At 74.3% G+C, this 24,703-nt stretch carries 21 protein-coding genes and 1 pseudogene; 6 read left to right on the top strand and 16 right to left on the bottom strand.

The window, feature by feature from the left end; genetic code table 11:
- Positions 1–80 precede the first annotated feature (80 nt).
- Both ACFWUZ_RS00560 and ACFWUZ_RS00555 read left to right on the top strand, forming a co-directional pair.
- On the top strand, positions 81–1,229 hold the full coding sequence (locus ACFWUZ_RS00560) for a glycerate kinase (protein WP_384364716.1): 1,149 nt from the start codon (positions 81–83) through the stop codon (positions 1,227–1,229).
- A gap of 160 nt (positions 1,230–1,389) precedes the next feature.
- Positions 1,390–4,212 (top strand): SpoIIE family protein phosphatase, encoded by a 2,823-nt coding sequence (locus ACFWUZ_RS00555; protein ID WP_384364713.1) that lies wholly within the window; start codon positions 1,390–1,392, stop codon positions 4,210–4,212.
- 58 nt (positions 4,213–4,270) lie between these two features.
- On the opposite strand, the gene ACFWUZ_RS00550 is transcribed toward ACFWUZ_RS00555, so the two are convergent.
- The 3 genes from ACFWUZ_RS00550 to ACFWUZ_RS00540 form a co-directional block, all read right to left on the bottom strand.
- A complete protein-coding gene (locus ACFWUZ_RS00550) occupies positions 4,271–6,328 on the bottom strand; it encodes a SpoIIE family protein phosphatase (RefSeq protein ID WP_384364710.1) in 2,058 nt (685 codons plus the stop codon).
- 391 nt (positions 6,329–6,719) lie between these two features.
- On the bottom strand, positions 6,720–7,940 hold the full coding sequence (locus ACFWUZ_RS00545) for an aromatic amino acid transaminase (RefSeq protein WP_384364707.1): 1,221 nt from the start codon (positions 7,938–7,940) through the stop codon (positions 6,720–6,722).
- Positions 7,933–8,934 carry a DMT family transporter gene (locus tag ACFWUZ_RS00540; RefSeq protein WP_384364704.1) on the bottom strand — a complete coding sequence of 334 codons (1,002 nt, stop codon included), beginning with the start codon at positions 8,932–8,934 and terminating at the stop codon, positions 7,933–7,935. The genes ACFWUZ_RS00545 and ACFWUZ_RS00540 overlap by 8 nt, the downstream gene beginning before the upstream one ends.
- Positions 8,935–9,133: 199 nt before the next feature.
- On the opposite strand from ACFWUZ_RS00540, the gene ACFWUZ_RS00535 reads away from it, so the two are divergent.
- Positions 9,134–9,616, top strand: a complete 483-nt coding sequence (locus ACFWUZ_RS00535) for an Lrp/AsnC family transcriptional regulator (RefSeq protein WP_384364701.1) — start codon at positions 9,134–9,136, stop codon at positions 9,614–9,616.
- A gap of 147 nt (positions 9,617–9,763) precedes the next feature.
- On the opposite strand, the gene ACFWUZ_RS00530 is transcribed toward ACFWUZ_RS00535, so the two are convergent.
- From ACFWUZ_RS00530 to ACFWUZ_RS00520, 3 genes are all read right to left on the bottom strand, one after another.
- Positions 9,764–10,282 (bottom strand): O-acetyl-ADP-ribose deacetylase, encoded by a 519-nt coding sequence (locus tag ACFWUZ_RS00530; RefSeq protein WP_384364698.1) that lies wholly within the window; start codon positions 10,280–10,282, stop codon positions 9,764–9,766.
- Positions 10,282–11,691 (bottom strand): phytoene desaturase family protein, encoded by a 1,410-nt coding sequence (locus ACFWUZ_RS00525; protein WP_384366232.1) that lies wholly within the window; start codon positions 11,689–11,691, stop codon positions 10,282–10,284. The genes ACFWUZ_RS00530 and ACFWUZ_RS00525 overlap by 1 nt, the downstream gene beginning before the upstream one ends.
- Before the next feature lie 98 nt (positions 11,692–11,789).
- On the bottom strand, positions 11,790–12,614 hold the full coding sequence (locus ACFWUZ_RS00520) for an inositol monophosphatase family protein (RefSeq protein WP_384364695.1): 825 nt from the start codon (positions 12,612–12,614) through the stop codon (positions 11,790–11,792).
- Between the two features lie 516 nt (positions 12,615–13,130).
- On the opposite strand from ACFWUZ_RS00520, the gene ACFWUZ_RS00515 reads away from it, so the two are divergent.
- Positions 13,131–14,099, top strand: a complete 969-nt coding sequence (locus ACFWUZ_RS00515) for an arylamine N-acetyltransferase (protein WP_384364692.1) — start codon at positions 13,131–13,133, stop codon at positions 14,097–14,099.
- Between the two features lie 177 nt (positions 14,100–14,276).
- On the opposite strand, the pseudogene ACFWUZ_RS00510 reads toward ACFWUZ_RS00515, so the two are convergent.
- Positions 14,277–14,639, bottom strand: a pseudogene (locus ACFWUZ_RS00510) (transcriptional regulator); the annotation flags it as partial.
- Positions 14,633–14,935 carry a multiprotein-bridging factor 1 family protein gene (locus ACFWUZ_RS00505; protein ID WP_384364689.1) on the bottom strand — a complete coding sequence of 101 codons (303 nt, stop codon included), beginning with the start codon at positions 14,933–14,935 and terminating at the stop codon, positions 14,633–14,635. The gene ACFWUZ_RS00505 and the pseudogene ACFWUZ_RS00510, both read right to left, overlap by 7 nt.
- Before the next feature lie 115 nt (positions 14,936–15,050).
- Between ACFWUZ_RS00505 and ACFWUZ_RS00500 the strand changes: the two genes are divergently transcribed.
- Positions 15,051–15,503 carry a hypothetical protein gene (locus ACFWUZ_RS00500; protein ID WP_384364686.1) on the top strand — a complete coding sequence of 151 codons (453 nt, stop codon included), beginning with the start codon at positions 15,051–15,053 and terminating at the stop codon, positions 15,501–15,503.
- 93 nt (positions 15,504–15,596) lie between these two features.
- Here ACFWUZ_RS00500 and ACFWUZ_RS00495 read toward each other — a convergent pair whose 3' ends face one another.
- The 7 genes from ACFWUZ_RS00495 to ACFWUZ_RS00465 all read right to left on the bottom strand — a co-directional run bounded on the left by ACFWUZ_RS00495 (position 15,597) and on the right by ACFWUZ_RS00465 (position 23,398).
- Positions 15,597–16,598 (bottom strand): TIGR03842 family LLM class F420-dependent oxidoreductase, encoded by a 1,002-nt coding sequence (locus tag ACFWUZ_RS00495; protein ID WP_384364683.1) that lies wholly within the window; start codon positions 16,596–16,598, stop codon positions 15,597–15,599.
- Positions 16,599–16,617: 19 nt separating this feature from the next.
- The gene (gene hydA / locus ACFWUZ_RS00490) at positions 16,618–18,018 is read right to left on the bottom strand and encodes a dihydropyrimidinase (protein ID WP_384364680.1); all 1,401 of its coding nucleotides are present in this window, start codon (positions 18,016–18,018) and stop codon (positions 16,618–16,620) included.
- An 11-nt stretch (positions 18,019–18,029) separates the two neighbouring features.
- A complete protein-coding gene (locus ACFWUZ_RS00485) occupies positions 18,030–19,283 on the bottom strand; it encodes an aspartate aminotransferase family protein (protein ID WP_384366229.1) in 1,254 nt (417 codons plus the stop codon).
- 38 nt (positions 19,284–19,321) lie between these two features.
- A complete protein-coding gene (locus tag ACFWUZ_RS00480) occupies positions 19,322–20,164 on the bottom strand; it encodes a nitrilase-related carbon-nitrogen hydrolase (protein WP_384364677.1) in 843 nt (280 codons plus the stop codon).
- Positions 20,165–20,330: 166 nt separating this feature from the next.
- Complete coding sequence (locus ACFWUZ_RS00475) at positions 20,331–22,217, bottom strand: hypothetical protein (RefSeq protein WP_384364674.1); 1,887 nt, start codon at positions 22,215–22,217, stop codon at positions 20,331–20,333.
- A gap of 99 nt (positions 22,218–22,316) precedes the next feature.
- Positions 22,317–22,697: a PPOX class F420-dependent oxidoreductase gene (locus ACFWUZ_RS00470; RefSeq protein WP_384364672.1), complete on the bottom strand. Its 381-nt coding sequence runs from the start codon at positions 22,695–22,697 to the stop codon at positions 22,317–22,319.
- Positions 22,694–23,398 carry a TetR/AcrR family transcriptional regulator C-terminal domain-containing protein gene (locus tag ACFWUZ_RS00465; protein WP_384364669.1) on the bottom strand — a complete coding sequence of 235 codons (705 nt, stop codon included), beginning with the start codon at positions 23,396–23,398 and terminating at the stop codon, positions 22,694–22,696. Before ACFWUZ_RS00465 ends, ACFWUZ_RS00470 begins: the two co-directional genes overlap by 4 nt.
- Before the next feature lie 118 nt (positions 23,399–23,516).
- Between ACFWUZ_RS00465 and ACFWUZ_RS00460 the strand changes: the two genes are divergently transcribed.
- Entirely contained in the window at positions 23,517–24,203 is a 687-nt protein-coding gene (locus ACFWUZ_RS00460) for a DUF4386 domain-containing protein (protein WP_384364666.1), read from the top strand.
- A 235-nt stretch (positions 24,204–24,438) separates the two neighbouring features.
- Here the strand turns inward: ACFWUZ_RS00460 and ACFWUZ_RS00455 are convergent, their stop codons facing one another.
- Positions 24,439–24,690, bottom strand: a complete 252-nt coding sequence (locus ACFWUZ_RS00455; protein ID WP_384364663.1) for a helix-turn-helix domain-containing protein — start codon at positions 24,688–24,690, stop codon at positions 24,439–24,441.
- Positions 24,691–24,703: the final 13 nt, after the last annotated feature.

Here is a 24,703-nt window from a genome sequence, read left to right as displayed (position 1 = left end):
CCACTCATGGGCATAGGAGGATCCTCCGGATAAGCTCATGGCGGCGCGACTGCACTGTTCGATAGCAAGGGAATAGCAAGGTGACGGACGGAGCAGTAACTGAGACCGCGCGCGTGCTCATCGCCGCGGACAAATTCAAGGGTTCGCTCACGGCCGTTCAGGTCGCGGAGCGGGTGACGGCCGGTCTCCGCAGGGCCGTACCGGACGTGGAGATCGAGACCCTCCCCGTCGCGGACGGCGGCGACGGCACGGTCGCGGCCGCGGTGGCGGCCGGTTTCGAGCGCCGGGAGGTACGGGTCACCGGACCGCTCGGTGACCAGGTCACGGCCGCCTTCGCGCTGCGCGACGGCACCGCCGTGGTCGAGATGGCGGAGGCCTCCGGGCTGCAGCTGCTGCCGGCGGACACCTTCGCCCCGCTGACGGCCACCACCTACGGCTCGGGCGAGCTGCTGAAGGCCGCGCTGGATGCGGGCGCGCGCTCGATCGTCTTCGGCGTCGGCGGCAGCGCCACCACCGACGGCGGCGCCGGCATGCTGGCCGCGCTGGGCGCGGTGTTCCTGGATGCGAACGGCGAACCCGTCGGCCCGGGCGGCGGCGCGCTGGCCGGACTGGCCTCGGCCGACCTGTCCGGGATCGACCCGCGCTTCGCGGACGTGGACTTCGTCCTCGCCAGCGACGTGGACAACCCGCTGACGGGCCCGAAGGGCGCGCCCGCGGTCTACGGCCCGCAGAAGGGCGCCTCGCCCGAGGACGTGGCGGCGCTCGACGCGGCCCTGGCCCACTTCGCGGTGGTGCTGGAGAAGTCGATCGGCGCCAAGGCCGCCGAGTGCGCGGTCCTCCCGGGTGCGGGCGGTGCGGGCGGCATCGGCTACGGCGCCCTGCTGCTCGGCGCCACGTTCCGTCCCGGCATCGAGCTGATGCTGGAGGTACTCGGTTTCGCGCCGGCCCTGGAGCGCGCCACGCTGGTCATCACCGGCGAGGGCTCGCTGGACGAGCAGACCCTGCACGGCAAGGCCCCGGCGGGCGTGGCGGCCGCCGCGCGCGCGGCGGGCAAGCCCGTCGTGGCCGTCTGCGGGCGGCTGCTGCTGGACCAGGAGGCCCTGGAGGCGGCCGGCATCCGCCGGGCATACCCGCTCACGGACCTGGAGCCCGACCCGGCGAAGTCCATCCCGAACGCGGGTCCCCTGCTGGAGCAGGTCGCGGCGAACATCGCCGCCGATGTCCTCTGATCCATCCGTGCCGGTGCGGCCCGGACCCCCGAGGGGGTCCGGGCCGCACCGGCACGCGGGCCCGCCGGGCGCTGGCGGCGGCGCGAGCCCTGCGCTCCGCCCCGCGGACTCCGTACCGGCAGCCGCTCCCAAACACCCGCGACAGTGTTAGAAATGGCTCATGACCGGACGTTTTGGTCGGCAGCCGACCGGGTGGGGCCCGCGCCTGCTCGCGCGCCTGTCCAAGTGGGTCCACAGCGTCGCCGGTCAGGTCTTCGCCCTCCAGGCGGTGATCGTGCTGCTGCTGATCACCGCGGCCGCAGCCGCCCTGGTGGTACAGGCCCGGTACGACAGCCGGCGCGACGCCGCCCACCGGTCGCTCGCCGCCGCCGAGGCGTTCGCCCACGCGCCCGGCCTCCCGCAGGCGCTCCGGTCACCGGACCCGACCGGCGAGCTCCAGCCCCTGGCCGAGGCCGCCCGCAGGGCCTCCGGGCTGGACTTCCTCGCCGTGATGAGCACTGACGGGATCCGGTACACCGACTCTCGGCCGGAGCTGATCGGCGAGCGCGCCACCGGCGACCTCGCGCGCGCCGCGGCCGGGGAGTCCTTCACGGAGACCTTCACGGGCGAGCCGAGCGACGCGGTCCGCGCCGTGGTTCCGGTCCGCGACGCCCGCGGCGCCGTCGTCGGCCTGGTCGGCACGGGCATCGAGGTGGAGAACGTGTCCGGCTCCGTCGAGGACCAGCTCCCGCTCCTCCTCGGCGCGGCCGCGGGCGCCCTGCTGCTCGGCACCGGCGGCGCGGCGCTGGTCAGCCACCGGCTGCGGCGCCAGACCCACGGGCTGGGCGCCGCCGAGATGACCCGGATGAACGAACACCACGAGGCGGTCCTGCATGCCGTGCGCGAGGGCGTTCTGATCATCGATGCCGACCACCGGCTCGTCCTCGCCAACGACGAGGCCCGCAGGCTCCTGGACCTGCCCGCCGACCCCGAACAGCGGTACGTCGGCGACCTCGGCCTCGATCCGCGCACCGCGGAACTGCTCACCTCCGGCCGGGTCGCGACGGACGAGGTGCACCTGGCGGGCGACCGGCTCCTCGCGGTCAACGTGCGCCCCACCAAGCCGTACGCGGGCCAGCCCGCCGGTACCGTCATGACGCTGCGCGACTCCACCGAGCTCGCCGCGGTCTCCGGCCGTGCCGAGGTGGCCCGCGGCCGGCTCCAGCTCCTGTACGACGCCGGGGTGCGCATCGGCACCACCCTGGACGTGGTGCGCACCGCCGAGGAGCTCTCGGAGGTCGCCGTCCCCCGTTTCGCCGACTTCACCACCGTGGAGCTGCTGGACCCGGTGCTGCGCGGTGACGAGCCCTCGCCGGCCGGCGGCCTGTACACGGAGATGCGGCGGGCGGCCATGAGCGGTGTCCGCCCGGACCCGCCGCTGCAGGCGGTCGGCGACGTCATCCGTTTCGTCGTGCCGACGGCGCCGATGGCGGCGGCCCTGGACGCCGGGCGGGCGGTGCTCGCCGCCGACCTGCACGCGGCGATGGGCTGGCGGGCCCAGGACTCCGAGGGGACCCGCGTGGCCCTCGACTACGGGCTGCACTCGCTGATCTCGGTACCGCTGCAGGCGCGGGGCGTCGTCCTCGGCATGGCCAACTTCTGGCGGGCCGCCGACACCCCGGACCCCTTCGACGAGGAGGACCTGTCCTTCGCCGAGGAGCTGGGGGCGCGCGCCGCGGTGTCCATCGACAACGCCCGCCGCTTCACCCGCGAGCACGCGACGGCCGTGACGCTCCAGCGCAGTCTGCTGCCGCGGGTGCTGCCCGACCAGACCGCGGTGGACGTCGCCTTCCGCTACCTGCCCGCGAAGGCGGGGGTCGGCGGGGACTGGTTCGACGTGATCCCGCTGCCGGGGGCGAGGGTGGCGCTGGTCGTCGGCGACGTGGTGGGCCACGGGGTGCACGCGGCGGCCACGATGGGGCGGCTGCGGACCGCCGTGCACAACTTCTCCACGCTCGACCTGCCGCCCGACGAGCTCCTCGGCCACCTGGACGAGCTGATCAACCGGATCGACCAGAACGAGAGCGGCGGCATGGCCGCGGGCGAGGGGGGCGGCGGCGCCGCGGACGGCGTGGGCGGGGCCGCCGCGGACGGCATGGGCGAGGCGGCCCAGGTCACCGGTGCCACCTGCCTCTACGCGGTCTACGACCCGGTCTCCGGGCGGTGCGTGATGGCCAGTGCCGGTCATCCCGGCCCCGCACTGGTCAGCCCCGACGGGTGGGTGGAGTTCCCCCAGCTGCCCACCGGGCTCCCGCTCGGCGTCGGGGGCATGCCGTTCGAGGCCGCCGAGTTCCAGCTGCCCGAGGCGAGCCGGCTCGCGCTGTTCACGGACGGCCTGGTGGAGGACCGCCACCGGGACTTCGACACCGGCCTGCACCTGCTGGGCGAGGCGCTGTCGCAGACCGGCCGCAGCCCCGACGAGGCCTGTGCCGACGTCCTCGACGCGCTGCTGTTCCCGGTGCCGAGCGACGACATCGCGCTGCTGATCGCCGACACCCGGCGGCTGGAGGCGGACCGGATCGCCGAGTGGGAGGTGCCGGGCGACCCGTCGGCCGTCTCCCGGGTGCGCAACGCGGGTTCGGCGCAGCTGAGCGCCTGGGGCCTGGAGGGCGTCGCCTTCACCACCGAGCTGATCCTCAGCGAGCTGATCACCAACGCGATCCGGTACGGGAGCGCTCCGGTACGGGTGCGCCTGCTGCGCGACCGGTGCCTGATCGTCGAGGTGTCCGACGGCAGCAGCACCTCCCCGCACCTGCGGTACGCGGCCACCACCGACGAGGGCGGGCGCGGGCTGTTCCTCGTCGCGCAGTACGCCGACCGGTGGGGCACCCGTTACACGGAGCGGGGCAAGGTCATCTGGGCGGAGCTGCCGCTGACCGGGGACGGGGCGCTACCGGAGGCGGGCGCGCTGGACCTCGACGCGCTGGAGGACCTGGCCTGGTGACCCCACCCGGCCCCCCGCCCCGCCCGCACCCGGCCCGGTCAGGTTCCGTCAGGTTCCGTCAGGGCTGCCGGGTGCGGGCCAGCAGCACGGCCACGTCGTCCTGCGGGGCGCGGGGCAGCAGCCGCTCCAGGATTTCGTCGCACAGCTCCTCCAGGGGCTGGTCCACGCCGTGCAGGGCGGTCGCCAGCTGGTCCATGCCCTGGTCGAGGTCCCGGTCCCGGGCCTCGATGAGTCCGTCGGTGTAGAGCACGAGCAGGCTCCCGGGGGGCAGCGGCACCTCCTCGGCGGGGAAGTCCTGGCCGCCGGTGCCCAGCGGGGTCCCCGGCGGGCCGTCGAGGAAGGTGATCCGCCCGTCGGAGCCGGCCACGGCCGGGGGCGGGTGGCCGGCCCGGGCGATCACGCAGCTGCCCGACTCCGGGTCGTGGACGGCGTAGACGCAGGTGGCCATCTCGTCCTCCCCGAGGTCGGCCACGACCGCGTCGAGCGAGCGGAGCATCTGCTCCGGGGGCACGTCCAGGCGGGCGAGGGTCCGTACCGCCGTGCGCAGCTGGCCCATGACGGCGGCCGCGTGGATCCCGTGGCCCATGACGTCCCCGATGACCAGTCCGGTCCGGCCTCCGGGCAGCTGGATGACGTCGAACCAGTCCCCGCCCACGTCGTGGTCGCTGGCGGGCAGGTAGCGGCCGGTCAGTTCCAGGCCCGGCACCTCGGGCAGCGCGCTGTTGGTGAGGCTGCGCTGGAGGGTCAGGGCCGCCTGCCGCTGGCGGGTGTACATGCGGGCGTTGTCGATGTTGAGGGCGGCGCGCGCGACGAGTTCGTCGATCAGTACGCGTTCCTCCTCGTCGAAGGGCTCGCGGTCGCGCAGGCGGGTGACGGCGACCGCGCCGAGCACGGTGCCGCGCGCGACGAGCGGGATCATGCGCGCGGACCCCAGGGTGGCGAGGTAGGCGCGCAGGGGTTCGGCGCGCGGGTCCCTGATCAGGGCCGGGATGTCGGAGGTGTACAGGTCCATGGGCTGCCCGTCGGCGATCACCCGCTCGTAGACCGTGCCCGCCGGGATGCGGAAGGTCTGGCCGGCCACGAGTTTCGCGGTGGGCGCGGCCGGGTCGGGGAAGGCGGCCGCGAGCCTGCGCAGGACGCCGTGCGTCGACGCCGCCGCCTCGTCCGGTTCGAGCACCGCCTCCAGGAGCTGTACGTCGGCCGAGTCCGCGAGCTGCGGTACCAGCACCTCCACGATCTCCTGGGCGGTCTGCCGCAGGTCCAGCGTGGTGCCGATGCGGGTGCCCGCCTCCGCCAGGAGGGCGAAGCGGTGCCGGGCCCGTCCGGCGTCGGCCTGGGCCCGCTGGCCCTCGGTGATGTCGATCAGGGAAGCGATCAGGCCGAGGCGGCGCCCGGAGCCGTCGAGGAGGGGCGCGTAGGAGCAGGACCAGGTCCGGTCGTGATCGGGGTCGGCGGGGGTGCGGCCGGTGCGGCGGACGTCGACGACGGCGGTGCCTCCGTCGAGGGCCCGCTGCATCATCGCCTCCAGGGCGGCGGCGTTGACCCCGGGCACCACTTCGGTGAGCCGCTTGCCCAGGTGTTCCTCGGCGGATACCCCGTTCATCCGGGCCAGGGCGTCGTTGACGCGGAGGAACCGCAGGTCGGGGCCGAGGGTGGCGAGGCCTATGGGCGACTGGGTGAAGAGGCTCTGGAGGGCGGCCAGCGAGTCCCGCATGTGGTGGACCTGGGAGGTCTCCACGGCGATGAGCAGGGCCCCCGTACGCCCCTGCGGGTCGCGGGCGGGCACGATCCACATCTCCATCGGGACCCGGTGCCCGTCGCGGTGGCGGACCGGGAGGGTACCGACGACCGTCTCGCCGGACTGCACGCGCCGGGTCAGCTCCTCGGCGAGCTCGCGGTTGGCCTCGGGGACGAGCACGGCGGTGCCCGGCCGGCCGAGGACGTCCTCGGGGCGGTGGCCGAGCAGGTCCTGCGCGGCCAGCGACCACTCGACGATGCGCCCGTCCGCGTCCTCCCGCCACAGGGCGATCGGGAGCAGCTCGCGGAGCACGCCCGCGTAGCCGACAGCCGCCAACGGCTGCTCCGGCACCTCGCTCGTCGACTGGTAAGTGTCCAACGCACCGACCTCACACCGGGGGCCCTGATTCCTACCGATTCACCCTATCCGAGGGCTCCGTGCGGGGCGCTGTGTCCGCAGGGAGGCCGGGGGCGGCGGGCGACGGCCGGAGCAGTTCTCCTGCCCCTCTTGACGTGGGACGAATAGGGAGGAAACTCATGAATACACCGGAACACCAGATAGAGCCGCACCTCCCTCCGGAGACGTCCGGAGGCCCGCGTGACCCTAGTCGAGGCTCTGGCCAGGCCCCCGGCAGGACCCACGATCCACGGGAACCGCCCGCGACGACGGACGGTTCATGGAATCGGCGGACTGCCGGGGACTGTCATGTCCGGCCCCGCGCGGCCCCGTCCAGCATGTAAGGGCTCCTTCCCGGCTCCCCGGGCGGGGCTCAGCCGGCGACGGGGTGGGCGGCCCGGGGTGCGCCCGCAGGGTCGAGCACGCCGGCGATGCCGCGGGCGAGGCAGGCGATCCGGTCGGCCGGGATGCCCGCGATGTTGATCCGCCCGGACGTGGTTCCGTAGACGGCGAACTGCCTGCGCAGCCGGAGCATCTGGGGCGAGCTCAGCGGCAGCATCGAGAACATGCCCTTCTGCCGCGCGAGGGAGTCCGCGAGGCCTCCGTGGCCCAGGGCGCCCAGGCGCGCGGTCAGCTCCGCGCGGTTGGCGGTGATCCGGCCCCGCATGACGTCCAGTTCCGCGCGCCAGGCGGCCCGCAGCCCTTCGTCCTCCAGGATCGTCGTCACCACGGCCGCACCGTGCTCGGGCGGCATCGAGTACAGCGTCCGGGCGGCGTTCTGCAGGGCCGTCTCGGCGTGTCGTACGGCCCGCGCCGAGGCGCCGAGGACGATGGCGCAGCCGGTGCGGTCGCTGTAGAGGCCGAAGTTCTTCGAGCAGCTGACGGCGACCAGCATCTCCGGCACCCGCTCCGCCAGCATCCGCGTGGCCCACAGGTCGGCCTCGAGCCCGTCCCCGAGCCCGTGGTAGGCGAGGTCGACGAAGGGCACCCAGCCCTCGCGGGCGGACAGTTCGGCCAGCGCCTCCCAGGCCTGCCGCGAGGGGTCGGCGCCGGTGGGGTTGTGGCAGCAGCCCTGGAGCAGGACCACGTCGTCGCGGCGCGCCGCGGCCAGGTCCCGCAGCGCCCCCTCGGCGTCGAAGTCGCCCGCCGCGTCGCGCCAGGCGTAGGTGCGCACGGTCAGCCCGGCGGCCTCCATGATCGGCCGGTGGTTGACGTACGCGGGGTCGCTGATCCACACCGTGGCGCCCGGCCGGGTGCGGCAGATCAGGTCGGCCAGCAGCCTCAGCGCGCCGGAGCCCGCGACGGTCTGGACGGCCGCCGCCCGGTCGGCGGGTCCGCCGGCCCCCAGGACCATCCCCAGCAGGGCCCGGTTGAAGGCGGCGTTGCCGGAGAGCCCCCGGTACTCCTTGGACTCCGAGCGCTCCGCCAGGCGGATCTCGGCGGCGCGCACGGCGGCCATGACGGGGGTGCTCCCCGCCGCGTCGCGGTAGACGCCGAGGACGAGGTTGAGGCGCTCGGGCCGCTCGTCGGTGCCGAACTCGTACGTCAGGTCCCACAGCGGGTCGGTGGGCGGCGGGGGAAGGAGCTCAAGCATCTGCGGGGACCTCGGGACGGGTACGGGTACGGACGGGGGTGCGGGGCCGCCGGTTGGCGAGGACCACGCCGACGGTGATGAGCGGGACGCCGACGAGGACGGCCGCGGTGGGCGACTCGTCGAGCAGCGGGACGGCGAGCAGGACGACGGCGACGGGGCTCAGGCTGCCGACGACGGAGGCCCGCCCGGCGCCCAGCCTGCGGATGGCGAAGGCGTACAGCAGGCCCGCGCACAGGCCGACCCCGAGCCCCTGCACCACCAGGAAGAGCAGGATGTCGCTCCCGGCGGCGTGGGAGATCCCCGTCGGGAGCACCCCGGTCAGGACCAGGAGGCCGATCGCCGCGAAGGAGGGCAGGCACAGCAGCCCGATGGATCCGACCGGGTCCAGGTCCACGTCGCGCAGGCCGACCGTGTACAGCGCCCACAGGCCGCTGGCGACCAGGAGGGTGCCGGCTCCTTCGAGCACGCCTGCGTCCACCGGGACGACGTAGCGCCAGACGAGGGCGGCCACGCCGAGGGCGATGAGCGCGAGCCCGGCCGGCTGGGTACCGCGGGGTGCGCCGTGGCCCCGGGCGGCCATGAGGGCGCTGACGAAGAGCGGGACCATCCCGGGGACGATCGAGCCGACGAACGCCGCCGAGGTCAGGGAGCCGCCGTGCATGGCCGCCAGGAAGAAGGGCACCCCGGCTCCGCAGACGATCTTGGCCGCTGGGCCGGGGCGTACGGCGGCGATCCGGTGGCGGCGCCGCCACAGGGCGGGGAGGAGTACGAGGAGCGGGACCCCGAAGCGCAGCAGGGCGGCGTCGGCGGGCAGCAGGGAGGAGGCGCTCAGGGCGCGGGCGCTGAGTGCGAAGGCCGCCCAGATGGCCACGGTCACCAGCAGCGCCGCCATGCCTTCGGCGTGCGGGGAGAGCCCTCGCCGGCCGGGGTTTCCGGCCCGCGGGGCTGTCGTGCCGGGAGGCGCGGCCGCGCCGGTGGTGTTCGTCGCGACCAAGGGAAACGCTCCAGCCTCTGGGACCCGGACCGGTCCGGTCCGTGCGGGGGCAACGCTAGGGCCTGGGGCGGGGCAGCCGATTGCCAGTTCTGCCGCTCGGGCATACGTTTGGGGCAGGATCTGCCAAGGAACTCCGGAGCAAGGGCCCGACAGCGGCCGGGAACGCCCCAGAGCACCGACGAACCCGAGGAGCGTGGCCGTGGACGCGGTGGACCTGCAGATCATCCGGGAGCTCCAGGCCGACGGGCGCCTGTCCAACCAGGACCTCGCCGACCGCGTCCGGCTGTCCCCCTCCCCCTGCCTGCGCCGGGTCCGGCGGCTGGAGGAGGCGGGCCTCATCCGCGGCTACACGGCCATGGTCGACCAGGTCGCCTTCGGGCTCCCGGTCACCGTCTTCGTCCGGATCCGGCTGGAACGCCACACGGCGGAGGCCGTCCGGCTCTTCGAGGGGCACGTCGCCGGCATCGAGCACATCCAGGACTGCTACCTGATGGCGGGGAGCAGCGACTACCTGCTCCGGGTGGTCATCGAGGACCTGGAGGCGTACGAGGCCCTGGTGCGCCACCGGATCCACGCCATCCCGGGCATCGCCTCGATCGAATCGAGCTTCGCCTACGGCAGCGTCAAGCAGTCCAGGACCTACCCCCGCCCCCACCCGGGCGGGGGCTCCCGGCGATCCTGAGGTGCCGGTCAGACCGGGGGCCGGTCGGGGTGTTGTCCGGGTGTTCCCCCTGGTGGCGCGGGGTGGGCGGGCAGCGGCCGGGGGCCGTTTCCATGACCGTCGGCGGCGCGGTGGCCCGAGGACGGGCCGGTTCGGCCCCCGGCACCCTCAGGGGGTGTCCGCCACGGCCGCCTCGAAGGCCTCGTACGCCGCCCGGTCGAACAGCACGAAGCGGACCTCCTCCACCGAGGTCGTGGCGGCCCGTACGGTCTCGACGGCGATCCGGGCCCCGTCGTCCATCGGCCAGCCGTAGACACCCGTGGAGACGGCCGGGAAGGCGACCGTACGGGCCCCGAGCCCGTCGGCCACGCGCAGGGACTCCCGGTAGCAGGAGGCCAGCAGCTCCGAGCGGTCCTCCTCGCGCGACCAGACCGGGCCGACGGTGTGGATCACGTGGCCGGCGGGCAGCCGGCCCGCCGTGGTGGCGACGGCGCGGCCCGTCGGCAGGCCCTTGCCGTAGCGGGAGCGGCGCAGGTCCTCGCAGGCCGCGAGGATCTCCGGCCCGCCGCGCCGGTGAATGGCGCCGTCCACTCCCCCGCCGCCGAGCAGCGAGGAGTTCGCCGCGTTGACCACCGCGTCGGCCTGCTCCGCGGTGATGTCCCCCTGGACGAGGGTGATGCGGACCATCACGAGTCCTTTCGCAGGTGGCGCCAGACCGCCTTGGCCGCGTTGTGGCCGGACATGCCGTGCACTCCGGGGCCGGGCGGGGTCGCCGAGGAACAGATGAAGACGGCCGGGTGCGCCGTGGTGTACGGGAAGAGCGAGAGCTTCGGGCGCAGCAGGAGCTGGAGTCCCGAGGTGGCTCCGCAGGCGATGTCCCCGCCGACGTAGTTGGGGTTGCGGGCCGCGAGCTGGGGCGGGCCCGCGGTGGCGCGGGCGAGGACCAGGTCGCGGAAGCCCGGGGCGAAGCGCTCCAGTTGGCGCTCCACGGCGTCGGTGAGGTCGCCGTCCCAGCCCGCGGGGACGTGCCCGTACGCCCAGAAGACGTGCTTGCCGGCGGGCGCCCGGCCCGGGTCGACGAGGCTGGGCTGCGCGGTGATCAGGAAGGGGTTGCGCGGGGCCCTGCCGCCCGAGGCGAGCTGCAGGGCGGCGTCGATGTCGCGGGTGCCGGGGCCGATCTGGACGGTGCCCGCACGGCGTGGCTCCTGCGCGGTCCACGGGACCGGGCCGTCCAGCGCGTAATCGATCTTGAAGACGGAGGGGCCGTACCGGTATCCGTCGTACGCGCGCCCCAGGCGGGCGATCCGCGACAGCGCGGTCGGCGAGGTGTCGAAGACGTACGCCCGGGCGGGCGGCAGCTCGTCGAGTCGCCTCACCTCGAAGCCGGTGTGCACGGTCCCGCCGAGCTCGCGCAGGTAGGCGGCGAGGGCGTCCGAGATGGACTGCGAGCCTCCGCGCGGCAGCGGCCAGCCGTTCGCGTGCGCGGCCAGGGCGAACACCAGGCCGACCGCGCCGGTGCCGATCCCGCCGAGCGGGGCGTTCACGTGCGCGACGAGCCCGGCGAACAGTGCCCGGGCCCGGTCGTCCCGGAAGCGGCGCAGCAGCCACGTGGAGGGCGGCAGCCCGGCGAGCCCGAAGCGGGCGAGGGTGACGGGGTCCCGTGGCAGGGCGGTGCTCGGCAGGGACATGAAGTCCCGGGCAAGGGTGTCCCATCGGCCGAGGAACGGCTCCACCAGCCGCCGGTACGCGCCCGCGTCGCGCGATCCGAAGGACGCCGCCGTCTCCGCGACCGAGCGGGAGAGGACGGCGGCCGTACCGTCGTCGAAGGGGTGCGCCATCGGCAGCGGGGCGTCCAGCCACTCCAGCCCGTACCGCTTGAGCGGCATCGTGGCGAAGACGGGCGAACCGGCACCGAGGGGGTGCACGGCCGAGCAGGGGTCGTGGCGGAAGCCGGGGAGGGTCAGCTCCTCGGTCCGGGCCCCGCCGCCGACGGCGTCGGCGGCCTCGAACACGGCCACCGAGAGGCCGCGCCGGGACAGTTCGACGGCGGCCGTCAGCCCGTTGGGCCCCGCCCCCACCACGACCGCATCGAGAATCGACGGCACTTGCGACTCCTTCGTCCGGCGGCGCCACCCCGCCCAGGATATTCCGCCCGTCGTACGGGCCCTCGCCGCCCGGCCCCGCCGGGCGCCTGCTAGGCGCCGCGCAGCAGCTCGCGGATCCGTACGGCGGTTGCCTCGTCCCGGCCCACCGCGAACGGCAGGGCGTTGTCCCGGTCCACCCGGAAGGGGACCCCCTCGACCGTGCTCTGGGCGCCGCCCGCCTCCGCCACGAGCAGCAGCCCGGCCGCGTGGTCCCAGGCGGAGGGCCAGGTGAAGGCCAGGCCGTCCATCTCGCCGCGGGCCACCTTCAGGTACTCCAGGCCCGCGGAACCGCAGGGCCGGGCCGCCACTCCGGGGACGTCCAGCCGGGCGAGGGCCCGCTTGTCGGCCTCGGAGGTGTACAGGGGATGGGCCATGGCGATGCGCAGCTCGGCACCCGGCGCGGGCGAACCGCACCGGATCGGTTCTCCGTTGACGTACGAGCCCTGGCCGCGGACGGCGGTCGCGAGCTCCTCCAGTGCCGGGGCGAAGGTCCACGAGGCGAGGATCTCCCCGCGGTGGGCCAGCGCCACCAGGGTGCAGAACGCGGGGTCGCCGGAGACGAACTGCCGGGTCCCGTCGACCGGGTCCACGATCCACACCGGGGCGTCGGCGCGCAGCGCCCCGTACACGGTCGGGTCGGCGTGCACGGCCTCCTCGCCCACCACGGCCGATCCGGGCAGCAGCCGGGTCAGGGCGGCCGTGAGGTGCTCCTCGGCCCTGCGGTCGGCGACGGTCACGAGGTCGTGCGGTCCGCTCTTCTGATCGACCTCGTGGTCGGCGAGCTGCCGGAACCTCGGCATGATCTCGACCGCCGCCGCCTTGCGTACGGCCTCTTCCACATCGGACAGGTCACGGGCCAGGAACTCTTCGATCATGCCCCCAGCAAAGCACGCCCGGCCGACAAACCCCACCGACAATCCCGGACGGGCGGCCGGACACGGGGTGGACGCCGGGTGAACCGGCCGGCAGCCGGGCCGGTCCCCGGAGATCTCGTAGGCTTGCCTTGATCGTTTGTCGCTTCGGGGGGTACGGCATGAACAGACTACGGCGCCGTCGGGGCGGTCGACTTCTTCCCGCCCGGCGGCGACCACTTCTCCATGAAGCAGGCGGTCGAACGGACCAAGGAGTTCGCCGGCACCGCACTGAAGGCGCCCTAGGCCCTGTCGTCGAAGTGGCGCCGGTCAGGCCCGCGGCGTCCGGCGCCGTGCATCGCAAGGCGGAGGGGCGCCCGCGTACTGGACGTACCCGGGTGCCCCGACAACGCGGCGAGGTGCGGTGCCGGGCGTCGCGGGCCAGGCGCCACTTCGACGACAGGGCCTAGGGGCGCGAACGTGACGTTCTCGTCCCCGGGGGGTCCGGCCGGGGGCCGACTTCTCTGCATCATGTCCGCCATGACGATGAACGACGATGCCACGGCCTGGCAGGGCGGCCGCCTCGACCTGGATGCGTACCTCCGGCGTACCGGATACGACGGAGAGCTCGCGCCCACCCTCGACGTTCTGCGTGCGCTGACGCGCGCGCACACCACCTCGATCCCCTTCGAGACCGTCGAGATCGTGCTCGGCCGGCCGATCTCCCTCGAGCTGCCGGACGTTCAGGACAAGCTGGTCCACGCGCGCCGCGGCGGCTACTGCTACGAGCACAGCGTGCTCCTCGCAGCGGTGCTGGAGCGCATCGGATTCCGCGTGACGGGGCTGGCCTCGCGGGTGCGCATCGGCGGCGAGCAGCTCCGTCCGGCCACGCACGCGATGCTGCGCGTGGAGACGGCCGAGACCCCGGAGACCGGCCAGGTGTGGGTCTGCGACCCGGGCTTCGGCCGCAATCCCATCGAGCCGATGGAACTCGTGCACGGCGCCGAGACCGCGCTCGGCGGGTGGGGCTTCCGGCTGGAGCGGACGGCCACCGAGACCGGCAACCCGCTGTACCTGATGCGCTCGCGCGGCGCCGAAGGCTGGTTCGACCTGCACGCCTTCACCCTCGACCAGCGGTACGCGCCGGACTGGATGGTGGCCAACCACTTCCTGTCCACCCACGCGCGCTCGCCCTTCGCCGGCCGGCTGCTCGTCCAGCAGATGCGCGAGCGCGACCACCTCGCCCTGGACGGCAGCACCCTCACCACCACCACCCCGGACGGTACGACCACGGCGCGCGGGTTCGCCCCGGAGGAGGTCCCGGATCTGATGCGCGAGGTGTTCGGCGTGGAGCTGCCGCGCTCCGACCACGCCGAACTCGTCGCCCGGGTGTACGTGGCCCGGCAGGCCGTCGCCCTGTACCCGGCGACCGTGCACCCGCCGACCCAGCCCGTCCAGCACGTACGGACGCACCGCGCCGGGCGCCGGGTGGCGACCTCGGTCGGCTGACCTGCCGCGCCGTCTCAGGGGGCCTGCGGGTTCCCCGGGCCCGCCGCCACGTGCCGGGGCAGGAGGCGGGCCGTCTCCTCGTCCATGGGGAAGAACGTCTCGACGGCGAGCTCGGATCAGGGTCACGTCCGCGGGCGCGCCGTAGGTGGCGATCATGCTGAACAGCGCCATGTCGCCGTAGGGGGTGCGCAGCCGCAGCGGTACGACCGCACCGGTCGCGTCGACCGGGCCGGGCGGCGCGACCGGTGCGGCGGCCGGTGGGCGGACACCTCCTCGTACAGCGCGCCGCAGTTCGGGGTGACCGGTGCCGTGGGCCTGGTGCAGGAGGCGGCCGAGGGCGTGCGCGTGGACCTCCGCGAAGTCGAGGCAGTGCCGCCGCAGTCCGTCCGGGTGCAGGATCAGGCGCATGACGTTGACGCCCTCGGCCGTCACGGCCGGCGGGACGCCGTCCATCAGCAGGGACATCGAGCGGTTGGCGTCGACCACGTTCCAGACCCGGTCGACGACCGCCGCCGGGTAGGGCTCGTGACCGGTCAGCATGCTCCGCAGCGCCTGGCGTGCCATCGCCATCGGTCGCTGCCCAGGGGGCTCTTCTGATAGGCAGGGGCGTAACCGGCCGCCAGCAGCAGGCCGTTGCGCTCGCGCAGCGGCACGTCGAGGTGCTCGGCGAGCCGGAGCACCATCTCCCGGCCGGGCCGGGCCCGGCCCGTCTCCACACAGGACAGGTGCCGCGTGGAGGTGTCGGCCCGCAGGGCCAGGTCGAGCCGGCTGAGTTTCCTGCGCCTGCGCCACTCACGCAGCAACAGGCCGACGCGGGGAGGGACTTCCTGCTTCATGCGCACCACCGCATCCGCCGGGACGGCGGCGCCTCCATGACCTGGGAGGTCATGGAGCGGGCGACCGGTCCCGTGTGACGGTGAGGGCACCGTCCCGGCGCGAAGGAGCCCTGCCATGACACCGTCCGTACACCCCGGCCAGACCGCGCATCCGGCCCCTCGGGCCGCGGCGCCCCGCCGGGCGCCCGACCGTTTCCTGCGGATGGTCCTGCGGATCGACGGGGCCAGCACGGCGGTGATGGCGGCCGTGCTCATCGCGGCGTGCGTGCCGCTCGGTTCCGCCACCGGGATGCCGGTCGCCTTCAGCACCGGCTTCGGTCTCTTCCAGCTCGGCGGCGCGGCCTCGCTGGCCCTCCTGGCGGGCTACCCGGTGATCCCGGCCGGTCCGGTCAGGGCCGTCGTGGGGGTGAAACTCGGCTGCGCCGTCGCCTGCGGGGTGGTGGCCGGCGGGGACTTCGTCCCGCTCACCCGCTTCGGCACCGTCTTCATGCTGGTCGGCGCGCTGGTCGTGGGGACGTACGCGGTCCTGGAGCGGGTGGGCCTGCGCCGGACGACCGCGTCCGGGTGAGCGGACGGGCCGGCGCCGCCCGGCCGGCCACACGACGGCGCCGCCCCGCCGCCGAGCGGGGACCGGCGCCGGGCCGTGCGGGCCGGGGGCGTGTCAGGTGGTCAGTGCGGGGATGACGTACTGCCCGTACGCGTCGATGGTGGCCTCCCTCGCGTCGTGCATGTCGTAGACGGCGAACTGGTCGACGCCGAGGTCGCGCAGGGCGCGCAGCTTCTCGATGTGGGCCTCGGGCGGGCCCAGCAGGCAGAAGCGGTCGACGATCTCGTCCGGGACGAAGTCGGCGGACGGGTTCCCGGCGCGGCCGTGGTGGCTGTAGTCGTAGCCCTGGCGGGCCTTGACGTACTCGGTCAGTTCGCCGGGGACCATCGAGGAGTGCTCGCCGTAGCGGCTGACGAGGTCGGCGACGTGGTTGCCGACCATCCCGCCGAACCAGCGGCACTGGTCGCGGGCGTGCGCGAGGTCCTCGCTCACGTAGGCCGGAGCTGCCACGCAGATGGTGATCGAGGCGGGATCGCGGCCGGCCTCCACAGCAGCCTGGCGGACGGCCTTGATCATCCACTCGGTGAGGTAGGGGTCCGCGAGCTGGAGGATGAAACCGTCCGCCTTCTGCCCGGCCAGAGCGAGGGCCTTCGGCCCGTACGCCGCCATCCAGACCGGGAGCCTTCCGTCCTTGATCCAGGGAATCCGGATGGCATTGCCGTCGACCTCGGCTTCACGGCCCTCGGCGAGATCCCGGATGACGTCGATGGCCTCCCCGAGCCGGGCCAGCGTGTTCGGCGCCCGCCCGGCGACCCGCATGGCCGAGTCCCCGCGCCCGATCCCGCAGACCGTGCGGTTGCCGTACATGTCGTTGAGGGTGGCGAAGGTGGAGGCGGTCACCTCCCAGGTGCGGGTGCCCGGGTTGGTGACCATCGGACCGATGTGCAGCTTCTGGGTGTTGGCGAGGATCTGGCTGTAGATGACGAACGGTTCCTGCCACAGGACCGCCGAGTCGAAGGTCCAGCCGTAGCGGAAGCCGTTGCGCTCGGCGCGGCGCATGAGGCTGATGACCTGCGAGGCGGGCGGGTCGGTCTGCAGGACGAGGCCGAAGTCCATGGGGCGGCTCCTTGACGGCTTACAGGTACTGGCAGGTGGTGCGGGGGACGAAGACCCCGTGGCCGGCCCGGCCGGTGTATTCGCGGCGGTCGATGACGAGTTCGCCGCGCGAGAGCACGGTGTCGACGCGCCCGGTGATCCGCCTGCCCTCGTACGCCGAGTAGTCCACGTTCATGTGGTGCGTCTCGGCGGAGATGACCTGCTCGGCGTGCGGATCGTAGAGGACGATGTCGGCGTCGGAGCCCGGCGCGATGGTGCCCTTCTGCGGGTAGAGGCCGAACATCCGGGCCGGGGTCGCACACGCGATCTCGATCCAGCGGCGGCGGCTGATGTGCCCGTCCAGGACGGCCTGGTGGAGGAGGTCCATCCGGTTCTCCACCCCCGGCAGCCCGTTGGGGATCTTCGAGAAGTCCCCGCGGCCCAGCTCCTTCTGGCCCCGGAAGCAGAACGGGCAGTGGTCGGTGGAGACCACCTGGAGGTCGTTCGTCCGCAGACCCCGCCAGAGCGCGGCCTGGTGCTCCTTCGGCCGCAGCGGCGTGGAGCAGACGTACTTGGCGCCCTGGAAGTCGGGCTCGGCCAGGTTGTCGGTGGACAGGAAGAGGTACTGCGGGCAGGTCTCCCCGAAGACGGGCAGGCCCTTGTCGCGGGCGGCGGCCAGTTCGGCCACCGCCTCCTGCGCCGAGACGTGGACCACGTACAGCGGGGCGTCCGCGACCCGGGCGAGCTGGATCGCCCGATGGGTGGCCTCGGCCTCCAGCAGCACCTTGCGGACCTCGCCGTGGTGGCGGGGGTCGGTCTCGCCGCGCGCCAGGGCCTGTTCGACGAGGACGTCGATCGCGATGCCGTTCTCGGCGTGCATCATGATCAGCCCGCCGTTGCCGGAGGCCCGCTGCATGGCGCGCAGGATCTGCCCGTCGTCGCTGTAGAAGACGCCGGGGTAGGCCATGAACAGCTTGAAGGAGGTGACGCCCTCCCCGACGAGGAGGTCCATCTCCTTCAGGGTGCCCTCGTTCACGTCCGAGAGGATCATGTGGAAGGCGTAGTCGATGGAGCAGTTGCCGTCGGCCTTGTCGTACCAGGTGTCGAGTCCCTCGCGCAGGGTGTGGCCCACGCTCTGCACCGCGAAGTCGACGATGGTGGTGGTACCGCCCCACGCGGCGGCCCGGGTTCCGGTCTCGAACGTGTCCGAGGCGGCGGTGCCTCCGAAAGGGAGTTCCATGTGGGTGTGCACGTCGACGCCGCCCGGGACCACGTACTTCCCGCTCGCGTCGATCGTGCGGTCGGCGGTCCAGGCTTCGGCGGCGGCCGAGCCGTGGGCGGCGAGCGCCGCCACGCGTCCGTCCTCGATGAGGACGTCCGCGTGCAGTTCGTCGGAGGCGGTGACGACCAGCCCGCCGCGGATCAGGGTGCGGATGCTCATGGGAGTTCCCCCTACGGGATGCTGCGGAGCGCCTGTTCGAGGATCTCGGCCCCCTCTTCCGCCTCTGCGACGGTGAGGGAGAGCGGCGGCGCGATGCGCAGCACGCTGGTGTCGTGCCCGCCGCCCTTGCCGAGCAGGAGGCCGCCTTCGCGGGCGGCCTCCAGGACGGCGGCGGCCGCGTCCGGGTCGGCCCGGTCGGTGCCGGGGCGGGTCAGTTCCAGGCCGGCCATCAGGCCCCGGCCGCGGACCTCCCGTACGGCGGGCACGTGTGCGGCGATGGCGCGTAGCCGCTCCAGCAGCAGGCCGCCGACGCGGCGGGCGTTGCCCTGGAGGTCGTGCTCCAGCAGGTACGAGAGGTTCGCGACGCCGGCTGCCATGGTGACCGGGGAACCGCCGAAGGTGGAGATGGAGTTCGCGTCCAGGCAGTTCATCACCTCGGCGCGGGCCACGACCCCGCCGATGGACATGCCGTTGCCGATGCCCTTGGCGAAGGTGAGGATGTCCGGCGGGCCGTTCTGGGCGTGCGCCTGCCAGCCCCAGAAGTGCTCGCCGGTACGGCCCCAGCCGGTCTGCACCTCGTCGCTGATCCACAGGATGCCGTGCCGGTCGAGCACCTCGCGGAAGGCCCCGTAGAGGCCGTCGGGCGGGGAGGTGAAGCCGCCGACGCCTTGGATCGGTTCGGCGATGAGCGCGGCCACTCCCCCGCGCGCCTGGCCGAGCACGTCCTCCAGGTCGGCGACGGCCGCCTCGGTGAACCGGGCGTCGGGCAGGGCCGCGAAGGGGCCGCGGGTGCGTACGGCGCCGTGGACGTAGTACGTCTGGAGCGGCGAGAGGCTGGTCGGGGACCAGCCGCGGTTGCCGGTGATCGACACGGTGGAGAAGGACCGGCCGTGGTAGCTGTTGCGCATCGCGAGGATCTGGTTGGAACGGCGGTACGTCGTCGCGAGCAGCAGGGCGGCGTCGTTGGCCTCGGTGCCGGAGGTGGTGAAGAAGACCCTGGCGTCGGGGATGCCGGACAGCGCCGCGACCCGTTCGGCCAGGTCGATCATCGGCCGGTTGAGGTAGAGGGTCGAGGAGTGGATGATCCGCCCGGCCTGGTCGGAGACGGCCTTGGTGACCTCGGGCAGGGCGTGGGCGGTCATGGTGGTGAGGATGCCGCCGAAGAAGTCGAGGTAGCGATTGCCCTCGGAGTCCCAGACGTGACGGCCTTCGCCGTGGGTCAGTTCGAGGGGCCGCCGGTAGTAGAGCGCGAGCCAGTCCGGCATGACGCTGACGTGGCGGCTGTGCAGGGGGATCGGGTCGGTCACGGCTGTACGAGCCCTCCGTAGGCGTCGGGGCGGCGGTCGCGGTAGAAGGCCCACTGGTTGCGGACCTCGTCGATCACGGCGAAGTCGAGGTCGCGGACGAGGAGTTCCTCTTCCTTGTCGCTGGCGACGTCACCGACGAACTGGCCGCGCGGGTCGACGAAGTAGCTGGTGCCGTAGAAGTCGTTGTCGCCGTACTCCTCACGGCCGACCCGGTTGATGGCGGCGACGAAGTACTCGTTGGCGACGGCCGAGGCCGGCTGTTCCAGCTGCCACAGGTGCGAGGAGAGGCCGCGGTGGGTGGCGGACGGGTTGTAGACGAGCTGGGCTCCGGCCAGGCCCAGCTGGCGCCATCCCTCCGGGAAGTGCCGGTCGTAGCAGATGTACACGCCCACCCGGCCGACGGCGGTGTCGAAGACGGGCCATCCGAGGTTGCCCGGCCGGAAGTAGTACTTCTCCCAGAATCCTCTGACCTGGGGGATGTGGTGCTTGCGGTACTTGCCGAGGTAGCTGCCGTCGGCGTCGACGACGGCAGCGGTGTTGTAGTAGAAGCCCGCGCTCTCCCGCTCGAAGACCGGTACGACGATCACCATGCCGGTCTCGCGGGCGAGGTCCTGCATGCGGCGCACGGTCGGGCCGTCGGGGACGGCCTCGGCCCAGCGGTAGTGCTCGGGCTCCTGGACCTGGCAGAAGTACGGGGCGTTGAACACCTCCTGGAAGCCGATGATCTTCGCTCCCTGGGCGGCGGCCCTGCGGGCGTGCTCCTCGTGTTTGGCGATCATCGTTTCGGTGTCTCCGGTCCAGGTGGCCTGGACCAGCGCGGCGCGGACGACTTGGGCCATGAGCTGCTCCTCGCGACGGGAACGCCGGTTCTACGCACGTAGACGGAGTGCGTAGGGAGTAGAACGTAGGCCTCGGCACAGCGTGGGGCAAGACCGCGTTGCGCGGTTGGAGTAGTCGATCACGATACGTCGCCCCGCGGTCGATTGCGGTCAGGAGGCGGGCGGTTTAGGCCGTAGCGATTCCGGCCACGCGCAGGGCGTGGACCAGGTCGCGGTGGCGGGTGCCGGGCAGGGCGCGGGCCGCGTGGAGCAGGCGGGGCGCGAGCCACTGCGGGTCGCGGCGGGCGAGGCGGGCCGCCTCCTCCGCGGTACGGACCCGGACGAAGGCGCCGAGCAGGGACTCGGCCTCCCGGGTCCGGCCGGCTCCGGCCAGGACGAGTGCCGCCTCGGCGATCTCGGCGGCGGGCCGGGCCACGCCCTGGCGCAGCAGCGCGTCCGCATCGGCCTCGCGGCCCGCCTCGCCGAGCGCGGCCGCGGCCGCGGCCAGCCGCTCGGGCGGGAGCGAGGCCGCCTCCCACAGGAGGGTGGCCCAGTCGGCCGCGAGTCCGGCACGGGCCAGCTCGTCGGCGAGGCCGGGCAGCCGCTCGGCGGGCCAGGCCGCCGCCTCGCAGAGCAGCACGTGGGCCTCGCCGGTCCGCGCCTGCGCGCGCAGCGCGATCAGTTCCGCGACGAGGACCCCGGCCCGGCCGGGCGCCCTGCCTGCGGACGGCGTGCCCTCGGGACCGCCGTCCGGCTGCGGGGCCCGGTCCGCGGCGGGCGCGGCCCCGGAGCCTCCGGCCGGCTGCGGGGCCCGGTCCGCGGCGGGGGCGGCGCGGGGGCCGGGGTCCGGCGCGGCCGGGTGGCCGAAGCGGGCTCCGCGGGGCGCGGGGAGGACGGGCTCCGGAGCAGCCCCCGGTCCGGCCCCGGGGAGGTCGGCCGGATATCCCGGCGGCGGGACGAACCCCTGGCCCCCGCCCCCGGTTGCGGCCCCGGCCCCCGCTACGGTCCCGGCCCCGGCGCCCCCCGGGCCGGCCCCCGCTCCGGCACCGGCTCCCGCTCCGGCTCCCGCTCCGGTCCCGGCTCCGGCGTACCGGGCACCGCCGGAGCGCCGGCCGCCGCGCAGCCACCGCCCCTCGGCCCGCCCGACGGGCGCCTCCGCCGGCGCAGCCTCCTCCCGCTGCCGCGGGGCTCCGGCCGGCGGGGTCTGCCCCGCCAGAGGCTCCTGCCCCTGCTCCCACCAGGTGTCCGGCCCCGACGCCCCGTGCCCAGGTCCCGCCCCCGGCTTCCGCCCCCGCGGCAAGCCCTGCCCCGCCCAGGGGTCTTGCCCCGAGGTCTCCCGCCCAGGCTCCGCCGACGCCCCCTGCCCAGGCCCCGCCCCCGGGTTCGGCCCCCGCTGCGACACCGAGCCCTGCTCCCCCGACACCTCCGGCCCCGCCCACGAGGCCGCCGCCTGCCCCGGCTCCCGCGGGGAGCCCGGCCCCGCCCAGGAGGCCTGGGCCGGCGCCGGCTGCGGGCGTTGCCCCGGGTCCGGCCACTGCTGCGACCGTGGCTCCGGCAACGGGACCTGCTCCGGCGGCGCTGGGTGCTCCCCCGCCCCGAGGGGTTCTCGCGTCCGGGGTCCGGCCGTGGGGGAGACGGCCGCCAGGCGGGCCGTCAGGTCCTCGAGGCGGGCCGCGGCGCGGGCTGCGTCGTCCCGGGTCCAGGAGACCTCCCGGGCCAGGGTCTCCGCCTCCGCCGGGTCGGTGGTGGAGACCAGGCGGGCTGACGTGCTGCGCAGGGCCGTGTCCGCCGCGGCCCGCTGGCCGGCCGCCGCCGCGAGCAGGGTCCGCAGTTCCTCGGTGCCGCCGGGCAGCCGGTCCCAGGCGCTGACCGCGGCGGCCCGCAGCCCGGCCGCGTACCCGGTCTCCCGCCCGGCCGACTCCTCGCCCCGCAGCGCCGCGAGGTCCCGCAGCAGTGACTCCACGACGTCCCACGGAGCCATCGCGGCCCCCTGGAGACAGGCCCGAACGCCCTCCGGGTCCCGGCGCAGGAACTCCCCGTACCAGCCCGCTCCGGGGTCGAGTCTCTGGGTCAACCCCCGTAGGTAGTCCGAGAATTGACTGATCGCCGGCGAAGTCGCGGTCTCCATGACCGCATTCGATCCCACCCGTGTTACGTGCGGGCTACGGGAATCTCAAAGCTTGACGGCGATCCCGGTGTGCGGCCGCTCACCCCGGCGCCACAACGTGGCGGGGACGTCCACCATCCAGAACTGCCAGGTGTACTTGCGCGACATCAGCCGCCGCACCCGCCGCAGCCCCTCCTCGTCCAGCAGCCGCGCACGGCCCTCCCGTACGGCCGCCCCCTCCTCCACGCGCCCGCGCACGTCACACGCGGCCACGGTGACCCGGCTGTCGTGGCGGATCCGCTTGACCTTCCACGAATCGCTGCGCGTCCACACGTACAGCTCGCCGCCGTCGGCCACCGCCCAGACCGGCGTGGCGACGGGCGTGCCGTCCTTGCGGAAGGTGGTGAGACTGACGTACCGCGCCCGGCCGAGCTCCTCCATCGTCATCCCCCGACCCTAGGCGATCCGGCGGAGGTCCAGCCCTGCCGGTGCAGTCTCTCCAGCCCGTCCAGCAGGAGGTCCAGGGCGAACTCGAACTCGAACTGGTCGTCGCAGCTGCGGCCGACGACCGACTCCCCGTCGTGGGCGGCGGCCGAGGCCAGCTCCGCGATCCGCGGGTACCTCCCCGCCATCGCGGCGATCGCCGCCGCGTCTGCCGGGCCGGCGCTGCCCGAGTCGTCGAACAGCTCCTGACTGAAGCCGAGCAGCCGGCTGCCCAGGGCGTGCATCACGTGATGGGTGAGGTCGACGGAGAAGCCGCCGTCCCGGAACGTGCCGATCATCGAGTCCAGGTACGCGAGCACCGCCGGGGTCGGCCCGGTCCGCGACTCGATGACCTGCGAGGCCCAGCGGTGCCGCAGGAGGACCCGGCGCGCCGAGAGGACGCGCCGGCGGACCACGTCCTTCCAGTCGGCGCCGTCCCCGGGCGGGTCGATCTCGGCGACGACCGCGTCGACCATGCCGTCCAGGAGCTGCTCCTTGTTGGCCACGTGCTTGTAGAGGGCCATCGGCACGACCCCGAGCTCCTGGGCGAGTCTGCGCATGCTGAGCGACTCGATGCCGCCGTCGTCGGCGAGCGCCACGGCCGCCGACAGCACCCGCTCCCTGTTCAACGGCGCCCGGCGGCCCGCCTCCCGCTGCCGTGTCATCCCGACTCCCCTCCGGTCGGGTCCCGGCCGGAACCCGCTTGACGAGTGTACGGCGTACGCCTACGGTGGCCGCGTGGTGTACGGCGTACACCTTTCTGGGATCCCGAGAGGACCGACGATGCGTGCAGACAGAAGGACCGCGACGACCGCGGGCGTGCTGTTCCTGGTGACCGAGGCCGCCGCGATCGGAGGACTGGCCCTCTACCAGCCGGTGCTGGACGGAGTCCCCGGCACCCTGGACCCCGGCGCCGGCACCTCGGCGCTCCTGGGGGTCCTGTGCGAACTGGTCCTCGTGGCCGCCGTCATCGGCACCGGGGTCGCACTGTTCCCGGTCCTGCGCAGGCGGCACGAGCAGCTGGCGCTGGGCTACGCCTGCTTCCGCCTCCTCGAAGCCGCGGTCATCGCCGTGGGCACCCTCGGCGTCCTGGCGCTCGTGACCCTGCGTCAAGAGGCGGCGGGTGCCGGGACCGTCGCGGACGCCTCCGGATACGCGGGCGCCGACCGGGCGCTCGTGGCCCTGCACGACTGGGCTTTCCTGCTCGGGCCGAACGTCGCCCTGGGCCTGAACACGACACTGCTGGCCTACGCGGTGTACCGCGCGCGGCTCGTGCCCCGGTTCGTCGCCGTCCTGGGACTGGTCGGCGGACCCCTGATATGCGCCTCGGCGGTGGCCGTGATGTTCGGGGCGTACGAGCAGGTCTCCGTGGCGGGATCGGCCGCGGCGGTCCCGGTCTTCGCCTGGGAGCTGGTCCTGGCGGTCCGGCTCCTCGCCAAGGGGTTCGAGCCGGCCCGGGACGGCGCCTGACACGGCCTGCCGGAGCCGCCGGTGCGGCCGGCCTGCGGGGCGGGAGGAGCCGTTGGGGGGGCGTGATCACCTGTTCGCCGTACCCCCGGTGACACAGGCCGACGAGGGGGCGAGGCGATGCGCGCGGTGCGCCGTCACGCGGCAGGGACCGCAGGCCGGGCTGCCGCGCTCACGGCCCGCGCCGCAGCGGTACGGCAGCCCCCGCCGCGGGCCGGCGGGCCGGCGCACCCTGCGGTCAGACGGGAGCGAGGGCGCAGCGCCGCAGTACGTCGTCCAGGGACAGGCCGAGCGCTTCGGCGAGGGCGGCGACCGTGAAGAAGGCGGGGGTGGGCGCGCGGCCCGTCTCGATCTTGCGGAGGGTCTCGGCGGACAGCCCGGCGCTGGCGGCCACCTCCACCATGCTGCGGCCGCCGCGCGCCTCGCGCAGCAGGGCGCCCAGGCGCTCGCCGCGCTCGCGCTCTTCGGGGGTGAGGGGGCTACGAACCATGCCCCCATCCTAC

The sequence above is a fragment of the Streptomyces sp. NPDC058646 genome (assembly GCF_042716875.1).
In the GTDB taxonomy this organism is placed as follows: domain Bacteria; phylum Actinomycetota; class Actinomycetes; order Streptomycetales; family Streptomycetaceae; genus Streptomyces.
Note: the sequence above shows the minus strand (reverse complement) of the source record. Positions and strands in the feature narration are given on the sequence as shown.